Source organism: Halobium salinum (assembly GCF_026586625.1).
GTDB classification, from domain to species: Archaea; Halobacteriota; Halobacteria; order Halobacteriales; family Haloferacaceae; genus Halobium; species Halobium salinum.
The window spans coordinates 253,455-270,166 of record NZ_JAODIW010000008.1; the positions used below are offsets into that span (position 1 = coordinate 253,455).

Consider the following 16,712-nt stretch of genomic DNA (forward strand, 5'->3'; position numbering starts at 1 on the left):
TCACGCCACCGCGTCAGCGAATCGCGGGGCGACGGGACGCCCCGCGTCGTCGCGCTGGGTCGTCCACACCACCGCGTCAGCGAACCGGCCGCGCACGAGCGCGCGGCCGTCGTGGCGCTCAGTCGTCGCTCTGCCGCGGTGGCGCGTGCTCGCGCCCAGAGAGCGCTCGCGGCGCGACCGCGTCAGTCGTCGCCCGCCATCGCTTCGACCGCCCGCAGCGCGTCCGCGGTCTCGCGCTCCACGGTCGAACGGTTCGTCGTCGCGTCCTTCTCCACCGTCACGAGGTCGTCCGCGGCGCCGACGAGCTCGTCGTCGTGGCTGACGATGATTATCTGGGCGACGCCGAGCCCGCGCATCTCTTCGACGAGGTCGACCAGTCGGGAGACGTGTCCCGAGTCGAGAAAGACTGTCGGCTCGTCGAGGATGAGCGGCGGCATCGGCGCGGCCCCGTCGATTCCTTCCGCGAGCAGTCGGTAGATGGCACAGCGCAGCGAGAGGTTGAACAGCGCGCGCTCGCCCCCCGAGAGCTGTTCGGGGTCCAGCGCCTGCCCGTCCTTCTGGAAGACGGTGAGTTCGTACTCCCCGTCGAGGCGGATGCGCGAGTAGGCGTCGTTGCCGTAGACGAGGTCGAACGTCTCGTTGAGCATCCGCTCGAGACTCTCGACGTTTCGCTGCCTGAGCTCGGCACGGAGGTCGCCGTACATCGACTCCAACTCCTCGGTCTCGGCGTGGAGCGACTCCAGTGCGTTCACCCGCTCGGCGAGCGCCTCGCGGGTCTCTCGGAGGCGTTCGAGCTCCTCGATGGCGTTCTCGACGGCGCCGACCTCGCTCTGGAGCCCGTCGCGGCGCTCGCGGAGCTCTTCCAGTTTCGCCTCGACCTGCTCGAGGTAGTTCTCGGCACGTTCGCGGTCCGCACGTGCCGTCTCGACGGCCTCCTCGTCGACGGTCTCCTCGAGTTCACTCTGCGTCGCGCGCTTGTCCGCGAGCCACTCGCGGCGCTCGTCGTTTCGTTCCTCGATGGTCGCTCGCTTCTCGCGGAGGCGTTCGATGTCGTCCTCCGCGTCGGCGACGGCGTCCCGGAGCTCGCCCGCCCGCTCGATACGCTCCCGTTCGTCGGCGACCGACTCCCGCTCGGCCTCCAGCTCCTCGGCCTCCTCGCGGCGCTCTGCGGCCGCTTCCGCCTTCTCCTCGGCGACCTCCCGGAGCTCCGTCACCTGTGACTCCAGCTCCTCGGCCTCCTCGCGCAGGCGCTCGGCCTCCGCCTCCCGCCCGTCGAGGTCGCTCGCACGGTCCTCGACGAGCTGAGCGACGTTCTCCCGGTTCGAGCGCTTCCGCTCGACCGCGTCTTCGGTCGCCCCCAGCGCCTCGGCGGCGTCGACCGCCGAGTCGAGTTCCTCGACCTCGGCTTCCAGCTTCTCGACTTCGGCCTCCAGTTCGGCCACGCGCTCGCGGTCGTCTTCGAGGTCGGAGACGTGCGGGGAGCCGTCGAGGTCCTGCCCGCACTCCGGACACTTCCCCTCCTCCAGCAGGCGCTCCGCCTCCTCGACGCGGTCGCGGACCGACCGCAGCTCCCGCCGGACCGAGTTCAGCTCTTCGCGGCGCTCCTCACGCTCCGATTCGCGTTCTGCGAGGTGTTCGTCGGCGTCGCCCAACGCGACCGGCGCGTCGTCGAAGCGCGCCTCGAGCTCCGCGATGCTCTCGTCGAGCTCGTCGAGGCGCTCGCGACGGTCTTCGAGGTCCGCCTGCGACTGTTCGAGCTCGGCTTCGACCTCGTCGGCCCGCTCGCGCTTCGACGCGGCGCGGCGCTCGTTCTCTTCTGCCTTCTCGCCGAGGTTCGTCGACTGGTTCCGGAACCCGTCCGCCTCGCGCCGGAGGTCGTGCATCTCCTCGCCCAGCTCTTCACGGCGCGCCTCGAGTTCGTCGAGTCGCGCGGAGACCGCCTCCGCCTCGGCCGACGGGAGCGACGTGTCGGCGACGACCTCGTCGAGTTCTGCCCGGAGGTCGTCGATTCGCTCGCGCGTCTCGTGAATCTCCTCGCGGTGTGACTCGCGCCGGCGCTCGTCGGCCGCGATTTTCTCTTTCAGCTCCGAGATTTCGTCGGAGAGGGAGTCGAGTTCGGCGCGCTTCTCCTCGTGTGCGTCGAGGACGGCCGTCGCCTCGTCCCGCGTCTCCCGTGCAGTCTCCCGCTGTTCTTCGAAGCGCTCGACCTCCCCCTCGACCTCGCCGAGTTCCGACTGGAGCTCGTTGAGCCGGCCGTGGAGGTGCTGCTCCTCCTTGGCCTCTATCTGCGAGTCGAGTTCGGCGAGCCCGCCGCGCTTGTCCGCGAGCACGTCGTTGACGCCGAGTCGAGCCTCGCTCGCCCGCTCGCGGTACTCCTCCAGGCGACCGAGTTGGAGGAGGTCGTCTATCATGTCCTGACGTTGGCTCGGCGTGGCGTTGATGAGCTTGTTCACCTCGCCCTGTCGGACGTAGGCGCAGTTGACGAACGCCTCGCTGTCCATCCGGAGGAGGTCGGTGACGAACTCGCGAACGGCCTCCGCTCCGTCGCGGCTCTCGTCCGGCCCGTCGAGGGTGCAGTCGGCCGTGAGGACGCGCTCGCCGGAGCGCCGGAGCCGACGGTGGACGTGGTACTCGGCGCCGTCGTGCGTGAACTGCAGGTCGATTTCGGCCTCGTCCTCGCCGTTCGTGACCACGTCGTCGAGGGTGCCGTCGAGCGCCTTCGAGCCGTAGAGGGCGAAGAAACACGCCTCTAGGAGCGAGGACTTCCCGCTCCCGTTGAGTCCATGGATGACAGTCACGCCGTCGCGGAGTTCCAGGTCGGCGTCGGCGTAGGGCTTGAAGTTCGTCAGTCGGACGCGGTCGAACCTCACTGGAAGTCCTCCATGGAGACCTGGCCGTCGGTGTCGGTCTCGTTCCCGGTTCCACGTCCGTTCGTGGACTCGCTCCCGCTCTCGCTCGCGGACTCGGTCTCACTCGCCGACCCGCCATCGCTATCGCTCCCGCTTCCGGTTTCGCCCGCAGTCGCGGCGTCTGCCGTCTCCGCCGAATCCGTGGCTTCCGCGGTCCCGTCTCCGCCACCCGGTCGGTCCGCCTCCGCGGGGGTCGACGCCGATGCCGGACTCGTGCCCGCGTTCGCCGTCGCGGTCGACTCGGACTTCTCCGCGCGCGCGAAGGCGTCGGGGTCGTCGAGCAGGTCGGCCACCCGCCCTTTGACCTCCTCGCGGACCTTCGAGTCGACGACCTTGCTCGCGCGGACCGTCTCGTCTACGTCGAGCGCCGCCGTCGACAGCCCCATCTCGTCGACCCGTTCTCTGACCGCGGCGTCGGGGTCGGCGAAGGAGACGTCCGAACCGGTCTCGCCGTCGAACTCCCGGCGGTCGGTGACGCGAGCGACGAGTGCGCCGCGCTCGGTGGCGTACTCCTCGATGCTCGCGGGGGTGACGGGGTCCCCCTCGCCGGTTATCTCCACGACGACGACTGCGTCGTCCAGGTCGTACTGGCGGACTTGTTCACGCACGCGGTCGACGCCTTCGCCCTCGGCGAGGGGGGCCGAGACGAACCTGAACGGGCGGGTGTCGAGGGCCCGCCGCCGGATGTCGACGGCGGCAGGTGCCGAGCCGTCGTCGTGGTCGCTCTCGCCCTCGCTCCCGTCCACCGTCTCCCCCGTGTCGGCGCCGAACGTGACGAGGTTGTAGCCGCGGCCCGCCTCCTCGCTCGTGCTCGCGCGCTCGGTCGACCCGCAGTAGGTCACCCACGTCCCGAGCACCTCGGCGGTGTCGGCCTCGTGGTTGTCGCCGAGGAGGACGGCGTCGAAGTCGACGTTCGCGGAGTCGAGGACGGTCTCGGTGTCCCAGTTGGCGTGGGCGAAGGGCGTGAAGAGCCCGTGCCCGACGAGGGCTCGGTACGCCGCGTCGGTCTCAGCGAACTGGTACTCCAAGTCGTCGCGGCGGGACTCGGGGACGTGGTCGAGTCCGTAGAAGGCGGTGTCGCCGACGACGGTCGGCTCGGAGCCGAGTCGCGTCGCGAGTCCGAGGTTCTCGAAGAGGTCGAGCCACTGGCCGCCCCGCGTCGCCTCGTGGTTCCCCACGATGGCGAGAAACGGAATCCCGGCGTCGTCGAGCGTGCGGAGGACCGAGAGCACGCCGAGCAGGTCCTGAAGTTCGGGACGCCGGTCGTGAAAGAGGTCGCCCGCGTGGACGACGGCGTCGGCCTCGTCGTCGACGGCGTCCTCGACGACGGCGGCGAACGCGTCGAGAAAGTCCTGGCGTCGCGCCGGCGAGTGGTACTGCTGGTACCCCACGTGGGTGTCGCCGGTGTGTATCACCCGTGTCATCTGTCACCGCCTTGGCCAGCGTCCGATAAAGGCGTTCCGTGACCGGAGCGGAAGTGGTCCGGCGGGTCGGTGTCGGGCCCGGCGGAGGAACGTGCCGCCCGTCGATACCCGTCGAACCGGGCGACCGCCTCACGGCCGCTACGGGCGAGCGCGTCGTCCCCGCGGGCGTCGGCCCGGTCGACGACCGCTTCGAGTTCCTCCAGCCGGCCCCGTTCTCGGTACGCCGCCGCGGTGCGGACATCGCGGAGCGCCGCCGCCGCCCGACGGACGAGGGCGGCGTCCGCGTCCGTCAACGACGACTCGTCCGGCGGTGACTCTCCCAGTGCGAGCGCTCGGAGCGCCCGCTTCACGCGCTCGGTTTCCGGCATGGTGGGGAGTGGACCCACGCTCGTACTTGAACTCTCGGCGGCACCGGGGCGGTGATACGGCGGCACCGGAGTGGTGATACGACGGCCTCAGTGTCGAGCCGCGACTCGGACCGCGACGCCGGGGAGGCGGTTCAGATCGCGAGCCGGTACACGCGCTTGCGGGCGTCCGAGAAGGAGAAGCGCGACTCGACGGCGTCGACCGCTTCGAGCCGGGAGAGCGCGTAGCGGACGGTCCGCGGCGGGAGGAGCGTCTCCTCGGCCAACTGACTCTGTGTGAGCGTCTCCTCGTAGTCGAGCACCTTCGCGACGAGCTTCGCGCTCGGCGGGAGGTCCTCGACCGGTTCCCAGCGACCGGACTCCTCGGCGGTCGCCGACGTGACGGTACTCATCGTACACGTCGTTTCCCAATGCGATTGAATAATGGCTTCGGTATCGACTTATTACTGTAGAGAATCACGTCGGCGCCGAACGGGGCCATCGTCGCCCGTACGGGGACCTTACCCGAAGCCTCTTATTGAGGACCGCCTTAAGTGGACACAATGACCGACACGGTCGACGACGTCGATTTACCCTACGACGAAGAGGCGGCGTCGCAGCAAGAGAAGATCGAGGCGTTACAGGAACGCCTCGAGGTGCTGGAGGCGCAGAACGAGGAGATGCGGGACAAGCTCCTCGACGCGAACGCGGAGAACAACAAGTTCCAGCAGAAGCTCGAGCGGCTCACCCACGAGAACAAGAAGCTCAAGCAGTCGCCGCTGTTCGTCGCGACGGTTCAGGAAATCACCGACGAGGGCGTCGTCATCAAACAGCACGGGAACAACCAGGAGGCCCTGACCGAGGTCACCGACGAGATGCGCGAGGAGCTCGAACCGGACTCCCGCGTCGCCGTCAACAACTCGCTCTCCATCGTCAAGTCCCTCGACAACGAGACGGACGTCCGCGCCCGGGTCATGCAGGTCGAACACAGTCCGGACGTGACCTACGAGGACATCGGCGGCCTCGAAGAGCAGATGAACGAGGTGCGCGAGACCGTCGAGATGCCCCTCGAACGCCCCGAGATGTTCACCGAGGTCGGCATCACCCCGCCCTCCGGCGTCCTCCTGTACGGTCCGCCCGGCACGGGGAAGACGATGCTCGCGAAGGCCGTCGCCAACCAGACCGACGCGACGTTCATCAAGATGGCCGGCTCCGAACTCGTCCACAAGTTCATCGGCGAGGGGGCGAAGCTCGTGCGCGACCTCTTCGAGGTCGCCCGCGAGAACGAGCCCGCGGTCATCTTCATCGACGAGATAGACGCCATCGCCTCGAAGCGCACCGACTCGAAGACGTCTGGCGACGCCGAGGTCCAGCGCACGATGATGCAGCTGCTCTCGGAGATGGACGGGTTCTCCGAGCGCGGCGACATCCGCATCATCGCCGCGACCAACCGCTTCGACATGCTCGACCCGGCCATCCTCCGACCCGGCCGCTTCGACCGCCTCATCGAGGTGCCGAAACCCGAAGTCGAGGGTCGCACGCTCATCTTCCAGATTCACACGCGCGACATGAACGTCTCCGACGACGTGGACTTCGCCGCCCTCGCCGAGATGGCCGACGACGCCTCCGGCGCCGACATCAAGGCCATCTGCACCGAGGCCGGGATGTTCGCCATCCGCGACGACCGCACGGAGATATACATGGAGGACTTCGAGGAGGCGTGGAAGAAAATTCAGGCCGAGGCCGACGAGGACCCGGACACGTCGCGCGCGTTCGCGTGAGGTTTCCGGCGTAACTCTCGGCGACTCGCGGGCGGTTTCGTTTTCGACGACGTGCTCAGAACAGCGCGAACAGTAGCCACGGCACCACGAACAGCGCGAGGAACATCGCGGCGAGGATGAGCCCGTAGGCGACGCCGGTGCCGACTGCGGCCCGGAACGAGTCGTGGCGGTGGTCGACGGAGTCGGTCATGGAGACGAGTGTGACGGCGAGGGGCTTACCTCTTGTCGTCGGTGCGTCGGCCCGCCGGTCCGGTGGTCCGTCGGTCACGGAACCGACCGACTCCGAACCACTCAACAGGGCCGCTCCCGCAGAGGCGATATGGGCCAGCCGCTCGACTCGCGCGAGGCACAGGTGACGGAGGTGCTCGACCGCCTCTACGAGACCTACCCCGACACGACCATCTCGCTTCGGTTCTCGAACCGACTCGAACTGCTCGTCGCGGTGATGCTGTCGGCGCAGTGTACCGACGAGCGCGTCAACTCGGTGACGGAGGAGCTGTTCGACACCTACCGGACGCCGGAAGAGTACGCGAACGCGCCACAGGAGGAGCTCGCCGAAGCCATCTCCTCCATCACCTACTACAACAACAAGGCGAAGTGGATTCGCTCGGCCTGTGCGACCATCGTCGAGGAGCACGACGGCGAGGTGCCCGACACGATGGACGAGCTGACGGCGCTCACCGGCGTCGGCCGGAAGACGGCGAACGTCGTCCTCCAGCACGGCCACGACGTAGTGGAGGGCATCGTCGTCGACACCCACGTCCAGCGCATCTCGCGTCGGTTAGGTATCACGGAGGAGGAGACGCCACAGAAGATAGAGCAGGACCTCATGACCGTCGTCCCCGAGGCGGACTGGCAGCAGTTCACCCACCTGCTCATCAGCCACGGGCGGGCGACCTGTACCGCCATCAACCCGGAGTGTGCGGACTGCGTGCTCGAGGACGTCTGTCCATCCTCGAAGGTCGACGGCGACGTGGACCTCGCGAGCGGCGAGGTGTGGGGCTGAGTGACGACGGCGATGCGGGACGGACCGCCCCGACCCTGTTGTCGACGAGGGGCCGGAACTCATAACAGCCTCTCCGACCAATCTCGACCTATGACGAAAGACGAACACGGCATCGACCTGGAGGAGGACACCGACCTCGACGTGCAGAGCGAAGACGCCGACGACGAGGAACAGGCCGAAGCCGACGAGGAGCGCGAGGAGGAACTCGAGGAGGCAGAGCGCAAGCAGAAGGAGCGCGAGGTGGAGCAGCAGTCGGAGATGCGCGAGGAGGAGGCCGACGAGCAGGAGAACATCGACAACCACCGCGACGAAAAGCCCTTCGAGAGCTAACGGGGAGCCGGCCGCTCGACTGCACTCGTTTTGCGATATCTCGCGGACCCGTTCAGAGCACGTACTGGACCAGATACCTGATGACGCCCAGCCCGTAGGCCGCAATCCAGAACAGGACGTAGCCGAACACGCCGATGCGGAGGCGACTGCGCCAACTGGGCATATTCTCGTGAAGTTCGTCGAGGTCGGCGTCGGCGTCGGGGTCTCGATAGAGGTTCGCCCGGTGTTTGGCCTGGAAGATGCGGACGATGCCGGTGAGCGCGAACACGAGCATTGCGTACGCCTGGAGGCCGAGGACGGCGTGGAGCGCGGAGAGGCCGCCGAACTGGTCCAGGAGGCGAGGCATCATCCACGTCACCACCGGGACGGTGTTCAGCACCAGCCCGGCGACGACGAACCGCAGGTGGTAGGTAAGGACGTTCCACGACACCGTCTCGGCGTCGATCATGATCCAGGCGCCGTAGAGGTAGAAGGGGAAACTGGCCGTGACCGCGAGCAGGGCGAGCGTCGCGAGCCCCGTCTCGCTGGTCAGGAGACCGATCGCCGACTGGAGTGCCATCGTCGGCGTTAAGGGGAGTGTGCTGGTAAAGGGACCGGAACCGGTGTGCCGGTGAGGGGTCCGGAGGGGCGTCGACGGTGGTCGGGTGGAAGGTTCGTCCGGCCGGCCGAGACCGGGTGCGAGCCGAATCAGCGGGTCGGCGGTGTCGGAAGGCGTATAGGCGCCGCGCGACTAGTGACGAGCCGATGGCAGACCGGTCCTCGAAGCCGTCCGACTCGTCCGGTCGGACGGAGACCACGACGGAGGACGGCCCGGCGTCCGACGCGCTCGACGGGCCGGACCGCGACGCGGACGCCGAACTCGACGCCCTCAGACGCGAGGTCGAGGAGAAGTACGACTTCGACGACTTCGGCCCGGCCGACATGGCCCGGATGTCCGGCGAGGAGTGGGAGGCGGTGTTCGACGCCGACTCGTGGATAACCGGTCCAGAACTCCTGGAGCGGGTCGAAGCCGACCTCAAGAGTCGCATCGCCACCCGCGACGTGTTCGCCGTCCTCGAACGCACCGAACGGGAGGGCGAGCGCGTTCTCCTCGCGTACTCGGACGAGGGGTACGCGGTGGTCTACCCGGACGGGAGCGTCGAGGGGAGTGGGACGGTGCTCCGCGACGTGAAGCCCACCGTCGCGCTCTGTTCGATGGACGACTACGAACCGCCGACGCCGCCGGAGAACTACCAGCTCCCCGAACCCGAGGACGTGCCGGAGGGGACCGGCCAGTTGGGGAACTGGATGCTCCAGTTCATGGCCGCCGCCCAGATTCTCGCCGGGGTCGGCATCGTCGTCCTGTGGCTGTTCACCCCCCTCATCGAGTTTCAGGCGGGCAGCGGCGCGAACGACGTGAACATCGTCCCCCCCATCGCCGCGCTCGCGTTCATCGGCTTGGGAATCTTCCTCTTCGCGACCGTCGCCAACGCGCGCCTGTCGGACCGGTTCCGCGCCGAGGAGTACCGCGACCGGCTCCGGTCAGTCTCGCGGGACGGCGGGCGGCCGCCGATTCACCCGTTCGAGGGCGAGACGGAGCCCGGTGAATCGGCCGCCGACCGGGGGCGCGAGGGCCGCGACGGGTCGGGGACGAGGGAGTCCTGAATTCCGCCGCCGGGGGGTTGTTTCGGTGGGTTTAAGCGCGTTCCATCCTGAGCAAATACTTGTATGAAACGGCGGGATTTTCTGAGAGCGGCAGGTGGTTCGGCCGCCGCCGCGACGGCCGCGACGGCGGCTCAGCCCGCAGCCGCAGCAGAGGGCGGCGGGGGCGGCGGACAGGTCCCCGACTGGGGCGGCTGGCTGAGCGGCGTCGACGGGTCGGTCGTCGACGCCCGTGGGCAGAGCGAAGTTACAGTGCAGGTCGGTGCCCAGGGGAACGGCGGCGCGTTCGCCTTCGAACCGGCCGGCGTCTGGGTCGACACCGGGACGACCGTGAAGTGGAACTGGACCGGCCAGGGTGGCGGCCACAACGTCGTCGCCGACAGCGGGCCGGCCGCCCTCGACAGCGGGTCGCCGGTGTCGCAGTCGGGCGTCCAGTACGAGTACACCTTCGAGGAGGGCGGCATCACGACGTACTACTGTGACCCCCACCTGAACCTCGGCATGAAGGGCGCTGTCGCCGTCGGCGAGGACGTACCGACGACTGCGGCCGGCGGGGGTCAGAAGGAACTCCACGACCTCGGCGTCCCCATCCAGGCCCACTGGGTCGGGTTGGCGACCATCCTCGGCATCATCGGGGTCATCAACTACACGTTCTACGTGTTGAAGTACGGCGAATCCCCGAACACGGGTAACACCGGCGGAGGTGAGGACTGATGTCCTCGTCCGGGAGCACCTACGGTGACATTCACCGGTACGAGCCGGCCCGCGAGAGCACGGCGGCGGCCATCGCCATCGTCCTCCTGACGATTATCGAGGTCGTCTTCGTGTTCATGTTCACCTACGGGCTGGTGACGGGGTGGGCGCTGACGGACATCGGGAACATGTTCCTCGGCGCCGTGTTGGCCGTCATCTTCATCGACCTGGCGTTCATTCTCGGCCTGTATCGCAAGGAGTTCCTCCCCGACGTGATGATCGTGAAGAAGCGTCGGCGCAAGTGGGAGGACCTCTACATCCGCGGGGACCAGGTAGACGGCGAGTCCCTCACGGGTGGCGAAGACGGCGGTCCCTGGGAGACGGTGAAGCGCGCCGTCTACCCGTACTACAAGCGGTGATCCGATGAGCTTAGAGAAGAAAGACGACCACGACCACGGCGGGTGGATGAAGACGAAGGACCTCACTCCCATCGAGAAGGGGTTCCTCACCACGCTCATCTACCTCGACAAGCGGCTTCGCATCGTCGATTATCTGGAGATCATGGAGAACCTCTACTACAAGGTCAACCTCCAGATGCCGAAGAGTCACACCGAGCAGTACAACCTGGACAACAAGTTCTGGTACTGGTACCCGCTGTACACGCTCGGGCTGTTCTCGACGCTCGCCTACGGCGTCGCGGCCATATCGGGCGCCATACTGGGGTTCTACTACTCCCCGTCGACGGCGGCCGGCGCCTGTGCGAGCGAGATCAGCGGCGCGACGGTCAGTTACTGCTCTATCGCGTTCATCATGCGGGACCTCCAGTTCGGGTTCATGCTGCGGTCGGTCCACCGGTGGTCCGCACAGGTGATGGTCGCGGCCGTGTTCCTGCACATGCTCCGCGTCTACTTCACCGGCTCCTACAAGGAGCCCCGCGAGCTGAACTGGATTCTCGGCATCGTCCTCATCAGCCTCACAATGGTGTTCGGGTACACGGGCTACCTGCTCCCGTGGGACCAGCTCGCCTTCTGGGCCGGCCAGATCGGCGTCGAGATGTCGCTCTCGATTCCGCTCGCCGGCGAGTGGGTCGCCCAGCTCCTGTTCGGCGGCTTCACCTTGAGCCAGTCGACGCTGATGCGGATGTACATCATCCACGTGTTCCTGTTGCCGTTCGTGGTGACGACGCTCATCGCCATCCACATCGGCATCGTCTGGATGCAGGGCATCGCGGAACCCCACTGATACCATGACCGACCAAGACACCACCACCGACACCCCGAACCGCCGTCTCGTCACCGACGGCGGCACGGACGCGGACGAAGAAGCACAGCCCGACGGCGGGGAGGACGTGCAGGCCGACGGCTCCGGTATCGTCGCCCCCGACGACGAGACGCCGACGTGGCGCGAGCGCAAGGAGCGGAAGGTCGGCCTCTCGCGGCTGACCTACGAGTACTTCGAGCGCGCCCGCCGTGAGGACCAGGACCTGCGCCAGGAGTCGACGTACGTCGAGCGCGACGTGCTCGCCTTCCCGACGTGGCCCCACGAGACGGTCCGGAACCTCTCCATCGCGGCGATGTTCGTCGGGATGATTCTGTTCCTCTCGGCGACGCTCCCGCCGCACATCGGCAACCCGGCGAACCCGAGTTCCACGCCGGCGGTCATCCTGCCCGACTGGTATCTCTACTGGTCGTTCGGCCTGCTGAAGCTCAACCCGCTCAACCCCGAGCTCGCCATCCTCGGCGGTAGCAAGCTGATGGCGGACCGCACCTACGGCGTGCTGGCGAACGTCGTCGTCGTCGGGTTCGTGGCCATCGTCCCCTTCCTCAACAAGGGGTCCGCGCGCCGCCCCGTCGAGCAGCCGTTCTGGGCCGCGGTCGGCGTCTTCGGCGTCGTGTTCGCGTTCACCATCTCGGCGCTGTCGGTGAAGAACCTCATCCCGATGAACGTCGACCTGCTGTTCGACCTGACGTTCCTCCTGCCCGTCGTCGCCGGCGTCATCACCTACGCCGTCCTCAAGACGATGCGCGAGGGGTACATGTACGACCTCAACCGTCGGTACTACCGGCTCCGGCCCCCGAAGTGACGTAAGGGCGCCGCCGTCTCGAGTCGGCTCACCTGCCGCACCCGCCTCCCCTCTCGCTCGGTCGTCGTCCCGGCGGACGCGACGACGAACGAAGTACCGAAGTACCGCCGCCCCTTCTATCGACACATGAGTACCGACCCGTCGAGCGAGTCGTCCGCCCCCGGGACGGCCGGAGGGGAGGCGGCCGCTGGCGAGGCGTCCGGCGACGAACCCGCAGCCGACGAGACGCCCGACGACGAGGTGTCCGGCCCGTCCGGCCGCGGCCGACGCGACGTGGTGGTGCCGATGCGCGTGTACAAGACGGTCACCGTCTTCTCGACGCTCATCGCCGTCGTCGCCGTCGTCCTCGGGTTCGTCCTCATCGACGCGGCGACGCTGGGAGTGAGCTTCCTGCGTAGCTTCGTCGTGTTCCTCCTCTCGGCGGTCGGCCTGTCCGTACCGGGGGACGTGCTGAGCGCTGTACTGGCCGCGCTGGGACTGCTCGTCATCGCCGCCGGCGCCGGCGTCTACGTCCTCGGAACGCGCTTTCGGGCGGGGGGAATGGGAAACTCTCAAGAGGACTCCGGCGAAGGTTTCGATAATGGCTGACGAGTTCATCAAGGGGCTCGGGATATTCACGCTCGCCGGACTGGCGTGGATGGTACTCGCCGGGTGGTACCAGACCCCGTCGTTCGAAGGTACGCAGCTCGCGGCGACGCCCGAGGAGGCCGCCAACCTGTTCGACACCATCGCTATCGGGCTCATCGACGTGATGCTGTGGTTCGCCCTCTTCGGCGCCCTCACCTTCTGGGTCATCATCCCCGCGGTCCGTGAGGGCCGCCGCGCGTTCCGCAACTGAACAGACTCGGCGGCGACTCCCCGACTCCCGGCCGTCGCCACCGACGCACCGTACCGACTACGCACCGCCGGTTCCCGGTTCCGTTCCCGTTCCCGTTTCTCTGCCTCCTGTCGCCACTACGAGGAGACGGTACTCACGCCCCCGACGAGCCTCGCGGTCGGGGTCGGAGACTGGTCGACGTCGGCGAACGGTGAGAGCGGAGACGGGGAGTAGTAGTCGCCGAAGTGGGCGTCGGTCGTCGAGGTCGGAGCCGGTCGCCGAGGCCGAAGCCGGAGCCAGTCGTCGAGATGACCGACGCCGAGTCGGTAGGCGCCGTCTACGACCGCCGATTCAGCCGGCTGCGCGTGCGAGCGTCTTCACCGTGCCGCGGAGTTCGGCCTTGCGGACGGGTTTCTCGAGGGTCGTGTGAGCACCGCTCGCCTGTGCTCGCTCGCGGGCCGCCGCCGGGAGACGCCCGGCGAGGACGAGAATCGGGACGCCCAGGGCCTTGATTCGTTCACAGCGTTCCCACACCGAGGGGGTGAACCCGTCGAGGTCGAGGACAACGACGCTCACGCCGTCGGAGTCGGAGAGCAGCTCGTCGAACCGCTCCAGCGTCGACGCGGTCTCGACCTCGTACCCTTCCGAGCGGAGGTACTCGGACATCAACTCGAGATTCCGCTCGCGCGTCGCGATGGTGAGGATGAGCGCGGTCCGCCCCGAGGAGTCGCTCGAGTCCGCTTCGACCGACTCGTCGGGCGTGGTCATCGGTGCCGCCTCGACGACGGCCCGTCGGGTGGCGTTCGCGTTCGGTGCGGTCCACTCGTGCCGCCGCGACGTGCCTCGGCGCCGCGACGATGCTGTAGAAGCATGTAGGTCACCCGGATACCCGGCAGTCCGAGCCCCGTGTACAAAACGTTGGTCCCCGCCTGTCGGAGCGTGCGAGAGAAGCGAGCCGCGCCGTCAGATGACCGCGTTCCAGAACGGTGCGATGAGGAAGAACAGCGCCTGGTAGCTGGCGTACAGGAGCACGAACACCGACGCGACGAGGCCGGCCTTCGGGCGCTCGAGCGACAAGGCGTTGCGTGCCTCCACGTTGCGCGCCTCGAACTCGAAGAAGTCCGTGATGACCATCCCGAGGACGAGCACCGACAGCACCATGCCGCCGTGTGGCGCCACGATGAGGAACATGAACGAGACGAACAGCAACACGAGCGAGCTGACGATGTGGGGGGCGTACCAGCTCAGGTCCTCCTGACCGTCCTCGACCTGTGAGCGGTGTTTCCGGTAGCTCAGCAGGCGCGTCGCCATGTTCACCAGCACCAACACGAGCGCGGCAATCGCGATGGCCCGCTCGAAGTCGGCGAGGACGCCGACGGGGACGAGAAACTGCAGCGGTTGCATGGTCGTCATTCGGACGAGGAGTCATTAGAGTTTTTCCAATCGCCCCGCCCCGACGACCCGGGACGGAGGTCCGGCGCGTGGACGAGCGTCGCCTGCGCGTCCGGGGAGACCGTCACCCGCTCGCCCGGGTCGACAGGTCTGACGGACCGCCCGTCGACGACGAGCGACACGTCGCCCTCGTCGCGCTCGACGGTCAGGGTCACGTCGTCGCCGGCGACCCAGCAGTCGCGGCGCGTCGCGAACGCCGAGACCGGGACGACGCTCATCCCCGCGTCGGGGGCGAGCAGGGGTCCGCCGGCGGCACGAGCGTACCCGCCGCTCCCGAGCGGGGTCGCGACGACGACCCCGTCCGCCCGGAACGACGTCACCGCCTCGCCGCCGAAGCGGACGGCGTACTCGGAGATGCGGGCGGGTTCGGTCGTCACCAGCAACGTGTCGAGGGCGGCCTCGGTGACCGGCTCGTCCGCGACGTGCACCGACGCAGTCGGGTGATCGACGGTCCGCCACTCCCCGGCGAGGAGTGTGTCGAGTGCGCCCTCCGCATCGGAGCCCGCCAGCTCAGCGGTCGTGACACCGTACCGGCCGGCGTCGGCGTCGACCGGGAGGACCGGACGCTCGGCGTCGGCCCGGGCGGCCTCGGCGACCGACTCTGCGCCCACGGCGAGAACGAGGTCGGCGTCCGGCCCGTCGACGACCCGTCCGCCGCCGGCGGCGACGGCGTCCGCGAGCCGACCGTCGTCGCCGCGGAGCGCGACGTTCACCGCGGCTCACCCTGCGTCTCGTACATCGGGAGCGACTTCGCCGCGCGCGATAAAAAGCCCCAGTGGTTCCGGCCGCCCGCGTCGCGTCGGCGCGGGGTCGAGTCGAGTCGCCGAGCCGACTCGGCGTCCGTGGTCGCTTCAGCCTTCGTACGGCCAGTCGCCGGTCACTTTCATCCCGGCGGCCTGGTCGTTCGCCTCGAGTTCGGTCGCGATACCGTCCGTCTCCCGACGGGCGACCGTCGTCTCCGCGCCCGCGAGGTCGACGACGAGGTCCGTGAGGAGGATGGCCTGCTCGCGGAGCGTTCGGACTTCGAGTTTCTCCAGCGTGTCGGCGTGGGTGTGGCCCCAGCCGCGGCCCCGCGTGTCGGACTCGGCGGCGACCATGTAGCCGGGGACGCCGTGCTTGACGAACGACCAGTGGTCGCTGTGGGGGACGAGGTCTCCACTCGTCGCCACCGGGTGGTCGAACCGGTCGGCGACGCGCTCTGCGGCGGCCTCCAGTTCGTCGAAGCCGTGGGCGTCGAGCGTGAGGGTGCGCCCGTGGACGTTGCTGTCGACGTTGACGACGGCTCTGATGGCGTCGCGGTCGGCGCGGTCGGCCTCGTGGTTCGAGCCGACGAGCCCGACCTCTTCGGCGCCGAAACAGACGAACCGTACGCGGGTGTCGAGTTCGTCCTCGCGCTCCGCGAGGGCGTGGGCTAGCTCGACGACCGTCGCGGTTCCGGCACCGTTGTCCATCGCCCCCTCGGCGATGTCGTGTGCGTCGACGTGAGAGGTGACGAGCAGTTCCTCGTCGGTGTCGGGGCCGAGTTTGGCGTGGACGTTCCCACTGCGGGCGTCGTGCACGTCGCAGTCGGTCGTGACGGTCACGCTCTCGCCCTCGAACCGGCGGGTGAGGCGGGCACCGGCCTCGCGGCTCACACCGACGGCCGGGATGTCGCCGACGGGGGCCTCGGCGGTGCCGACGGAGCCGGTCGGAGGGAGACACCCCTCGACGTGGTTCTCGAAGACGAACGCGGCGGCGCCGGCCTCGACGGCGTAGTAGTACTTCTCGCGACGGTGGATGAACCGGTCGTAGTCGTCGGGGACCGTCGAGGAGACGCGGACGACCTTCCCGTCGAGGTCGGCCTCCTCGAACTCCTCGGGCAGGCCGTGGCCCACGTCGACCAGTTCGCCCGTCGCCGAGGCGTCGGGACTACGCGGGAGGGCGATACACTGGTGGGCGGCGTCGAACGTCTCGGCGGCGGCGTCGGGTCCGTCGCCGCCGGCACGAATCTCGCTCGACCCGCGGGCCCACCCCTGGATGTCGAACTCGTCGACGTGCGCCCCGCGGGCGCCCGCCTCGGCGAGCGCGTCGCGCGTCAGTTCGAGCGCCTCCCGCTCGCCCTCGCTCCCGGCCATCCGGTTGCCGACGTCGACGAGCGATTCGAGGTGGTTCCAGCCCGCGTCGCTCGTGAAGGTCCGGCCGATCCAGTCGGTCATAGACGGTCCTGCTCGCGGTTCGCGCCTAACGGTTTCG

General features: G+C 68.4%; 20 protein-coding genes. 10 read left to right on the forward strand and 10 right to left on the reverse strand.

The window, feature by feature from the left end:
* Positions 1-182: 182 nt before the first annotated feature.
* The 4 genes from rad50 to N5095_RS13465 all read right to left on the reverse strand — a co-directional run bounded on the left by rad50 (position 183) and on the right by N5095_RS13465 (position 5,090).
* On the reverse strand, positions 183-2,870 hold the full coding sequence (gene rad50 / locus N5095_RS13450; RefSeq protein WP_267623398.1) for a DNA double-strand break repair ATPase Rad50: 2,688 nt from the start codon (positions 2,868-2,870) through the stop codon (positions 183-185).
* Positions 2,867-4,333, reverse strand: a complete 1,467-nt coding sequence (gene mre11 / locus N5095_RS13455; RefSeq protein WP_267623399.1) for a DNA double-strand break repair protein Mre11 — start codon at positions 4,331-4,333, stop codon at positions 2,867-2,869. Before mre11 ends, rad50 begins: the two co-directional genes overlap by 4 nt.
* Complete coding sequence (locus N5095_RS13460) at positions 4,330-4,701, reverse strand: DUF7966 family protein (protein ID WP_267623400.1); 372 nt, start codon at positions 4,699-4,701, stop codon at positions 4,330-4,332. The genes mre11 and N5095_RS13460 overlap by 4 nt, the downstream gene beginning before the upstream one ends.
* Positions 4,702-4,832: 131 nt before the next feature.
* Positions 4,833-5,090: a MarR family transcriptional regulator gene (locus tag N5095_RS13465; protein ID WP_267623401.1), complete on the reverse strand. Its 258-nt coding sequence runs from the start codon at positions 5,088-5,090 to the stop codon at positions 4,833-4,835.
* 150 nt (positions 5,091-5,240) lie between these two features.
* Here N5095_RS13465 and pan1 point away from each other — a divergent pair, with 150 nt between their 5' ends.
* Entirely contained in the window at positions 5,241-6,458 is a 1,218-nt protein-coding gene (gene pan1, locus N5095_RS13470) for a proteasome-activating nucleotidase Pan1 (protein WP_267623402.1), read from the forward strand.
* 55 nt (positions 6,459-6,513) lie between these two features.
* Here pan1 and N5095_RS13475 read toward each other — a convergent pair whose 3' ends face one another.
* Positions 6,514-6,648 (reverse strand): hypothetical protein, encoded by a 135-nt coding sequence (locus N5095_RS13475; protein ID WP_267623403.1) that lies wholly within the window; start codon positions 6,646-6,648, stop codon positions 6,514-6,516.
* A gap of 129 nt (positions 6,649-6,777) precedes the next feature.
* On the opposite strand from N5095_RS13475, the gene nth reads away from it, so the two are divergent.
* Together nth and N5095_RS13485 are read left to right on the forward strand one after the other, a co-directional pair.
* A complete protein-coding gene (gene nth, locus N5095_RS13480; RefSeq protein ID WP_267623404.1) occupies positions 6,778-7,464 on the forward strand; it encodes an endonuclease III in 687 nt (228 codons plus the stop codon).
* Positions 7,465-7,554: 90 nt separating this feature from the next.
* Entirely contained in the window at positions 7,555-7,794 is a 240-nt protein-coding gene (locus N5095_RS13485) for a hypothetical protein (protein ID WP_267623405.1), read from the forward strand.
* A gap of 52 nt (positions 7,795-7,846) precedes the next feature.
* Here N5095_RS13485 and N5095_RS13490 read toward each other — a convergent pair whose 3' ends face one another.
* Entirely contained in the window at positions 7,847-8,326 is a 480-nt protein-coding gene (locus tag N5095_RS13490; RefSeq protein WP_267624483.1) for a DUF7321 family protein, read from the reverse strand.
* A gap of 212 nt (positions 8,327-8,538) precedes the next feature.
* Here N5095_RS13490 and N5095_RS13495 point away from each other — a divergent pair, with 212 nt between their 5' ends.
* The 7 genes from N5095_RS13495 to N5095_RS13525 all read left to right on the forward strand — a co-directional run bounded on the left by N5095_RS13495 (position 8,539) and on the right by N5095_RS13525 (position 13,049).
* A complete protein-coding gene (locus N5095_RS13495) occupies positions 8,539-9,438 on the forward strand; it encodes a DUF7319 domain-containing protein (RefSeq protein WP_267623406.1) in 900 nt (299 codons plus the stop codon).
* A gap of 63 nt (positions 9,439-9,501) precedes the next feature.
* A complete protein-coding gene (locus N5095_RS13500; protein ID WP_267623407.1) occupies positions 9,502-10,149 on the forward strand; it encodes a halocyanin domain-containing protein in 648 nt (215 codons plus the stop codon).
* Positions 10,149-10,547 (forward strand): DUF7318 family protein, encoded by a 399-nt coding sequence (locus N5095_RS13505; RefSeq protein WP_267623408.1) that lies wholly within the window; start codon positions 10,149-10,151, stop codon positions 10,545-10,547. The genes N5095_RS13500 and N5095_RS13505 overlap by 1 nt, the downstream gene beginning before the upstream one ends.
* Before the next feature lie 4 nt (positions 10,548-10,551).
* Entirely contained in the window at positions 10,552-11,370 is an 819-nt protein-coding gene (locus N5095_RS13510) for a cytochrome b (protein ID WP_267623409.1), read from the forward strand.
* Between the two features lie 4 nt (positions 11,371-11,374).
* Positions 11,375-12,211: a cytochrome b family protein gene (locus N5095_RS13515; protein WP_267623410.1), complete on the forward strand. Its 837-nt coding sequence runs from the start codon at positions 11,375-11,377 to the stop codon at positions 12,209-12,211.
* A gap of 126 nt (positions 12,212-12,337) precedes the next feature.
* The gene (locus N5095_RS13520; RefSeq protein ID WP_308203541.1) at positions 12,338-12,799 is read left to right on the forward strand and encodes a DUF7315 family membrane protein; all 462 of its coding nucleotides are present in this window, start codon (positions 12,338-12,340) and stop codon (positions 12,797-12,799) included.
* Positions 12,792-13,049, forward strand: coding sequence for a DUF7314 family protein (locus N5095_RS13525; RefSeq protein ID WP_267623411.1), 258 nt, complete (start codon positions 12,792-12,794; stop codon positions 13,047-13,049). Before N5095_RS13520 ends, N5095_RS13525 begins: the two co-directional genes overlap by 8 nt.
* A 330-nt stretch (positions 13,050-13,379) precedes the next feature.
* Here N5095_RS13525 and N5095_RS13530 read toward each other — a convergent pair whose 3' ends face one another.
* The 4 genes from N5095_RS13530 to N5095_RS13545 all read right to left on the reverse strand — a co-directional run bounded on the left by N5095_RS13530 (position 13,380) and on the right by N5095_RS13545 (position 16,675).
* Complete coding sequence (locus N5095_RS13530) at positions 13,380-13,796, reverse strand: response regulator (RefSeq protein ID WP_267623412.1); 417 nt, start codon at positions 13,794-13,796, stop codon at positions 13,380-13,382.
* A 195-nt stretch (positions 13,797-13,991) separates the two neighbouring features.
* A complete protein-coding gene (locus N5095_RS13535) occupies positions 13,992-14,432 on the reverse strand; it encodes a DUF7313 family protein (RefSeq protein WP_267623414.1) in 441 nt (146 codons plus the stop codon).
* A gap of 5 nt (positions 14,433-14,437) precedes the next feature.
* Positions 14,438-15,193 carry an NAD(+)/NADH kinase gene (locus N5095_RS22380; protein WP_267623415.1) on the reverse strand — a complete coding sequence of 252 codons (756 nt, stop codon included), beginning with the start codon at positions 15,191-15,193 and terminating at the stop codon, positions 14,438-14,440.
* Between the two features lie 138 nt (positions 15,194-15,331).
* Entirely contained in the window at positions 15,332-16,675 is a 1,344-nt protein-coding gene (locus N5095_RS13545) for a M28 family metallopeptidase (RefSeq protein WP_267623416.1), read from the reverse strand.
* Positions 16,676-16,712 lie beyond the last annotated feature (37 nt).

Coding starts and splice junctions, on each gene's coding strand:
- N5095_RS13520 (WP_308203541.1), top strand. CDS start 12,338: ATGAGTACCGACCCGTCGAGCGAGTCGTCCGCCCCCGGGACGGCCGGA.
- N5095_RS13515 (WP_267623410.1), top strand. CDS start 11,375: ATGACCGACCAAGACACCACCACCGACACCCCGAACCGCCGTCTCGTC.
- N5095_RS13495 (WP_267623406.1), top strand. CDS start 8,539: ATGGCAGACCGGTCCTCGAAGCCGTCCGACTCGTCCGGTCGGACGGAG.
- N5095_RS13460 (WP_267623400.1), bottom strand. CDS start 4,701: ATGCCGGAAACCGAGCGCGTGAAGCGGGCGCTCCGAGCGCTCGCACTG.
- N5095_RS13465 (WP_267623401.1), bottom strand. CDS start 5,090: ATGAGTACCGTCACGTCGGCGACCGCCGAGGAGTCCGGTCGCTGGGAA.
- N5095_RS13500 (WP_267623407.1), top strand. CDS start 9,502: ATGAAACGGCGGGATTTTCTGAGAGCGGCAGGTGGTTCGGCCGCCGCC.
- N5095_RS13530 (WP_267623412.1), bottom strand. CDS start 13,796: ATGACCACGCCCGACGAGTCGGTCGAAGCGGACTCGAGCGACTCCTCG.
- N5095_RS13545 (WP_267623416.1), bottom strand. CDS start 16,675: ATGACCGACTGGATCGGCCGGACCTTCACGAGCGACGCGGGCTGGAAC.
- N5095_RS13525 (WP_267623411.1), top strand. CDS start 12,792: ATGGCTGACGAGTTCATCAAGGGGCTCGGGATATTCACGCTCGCCGGA.
- N5095_RS13535 (WP_267623414.1), bottom strand. CDS start 14,432: ATGCAACCGCTGCAGTTTCTCGTCCCCGTCGGCGTCCTCGCCGACTTC.
- mre11 (WP_267623399.1), bottom strand. CDS start 4,333: ATGACACGGGTGATACACACCGGCGACACCCACGTGGGGTACCAGCAG.
- N5095_RS13475 (WP_267623403.1), bottom strand. CDS start 6,648: ATGACCGACTCCGTCGACCACCGCCACGACTCGTTCCGGGCCGCAGTC.
- N5095_RS13485 (WP_267623405.1), top strand. CDS start 7,555: ATGACGAAAGACGAACACGGCATCGACCTGGAGGAGGACACCGACCTC.
- N5095_RS13510 (WP_267623409.1), top strand. CDS start 10,552: ATGAGCTTAGAGAAGAAAGACGACCACGACCACGGCGGGTGGATGAAG.
- nth (WP_267623404.1), top strand. CDS start 6,778: ATGGGCCAGCCGCTCGACTCGCGCGAGGCACAGGTGACGGAGGTGCTC.
- pan1 (WP_267623402.1), top strand. CDS start 5,241: ATGACCGACACGGTCGACGACGTCGATTTACCCTACGACGAAGAGGCG.
- N5095_RS13505 (WP_267623408.1), top strand. CDS start 10,149: ATGTCCTCGTCCGGGAGCACCTACGGTGACATTCACCGGTACGAGCCG.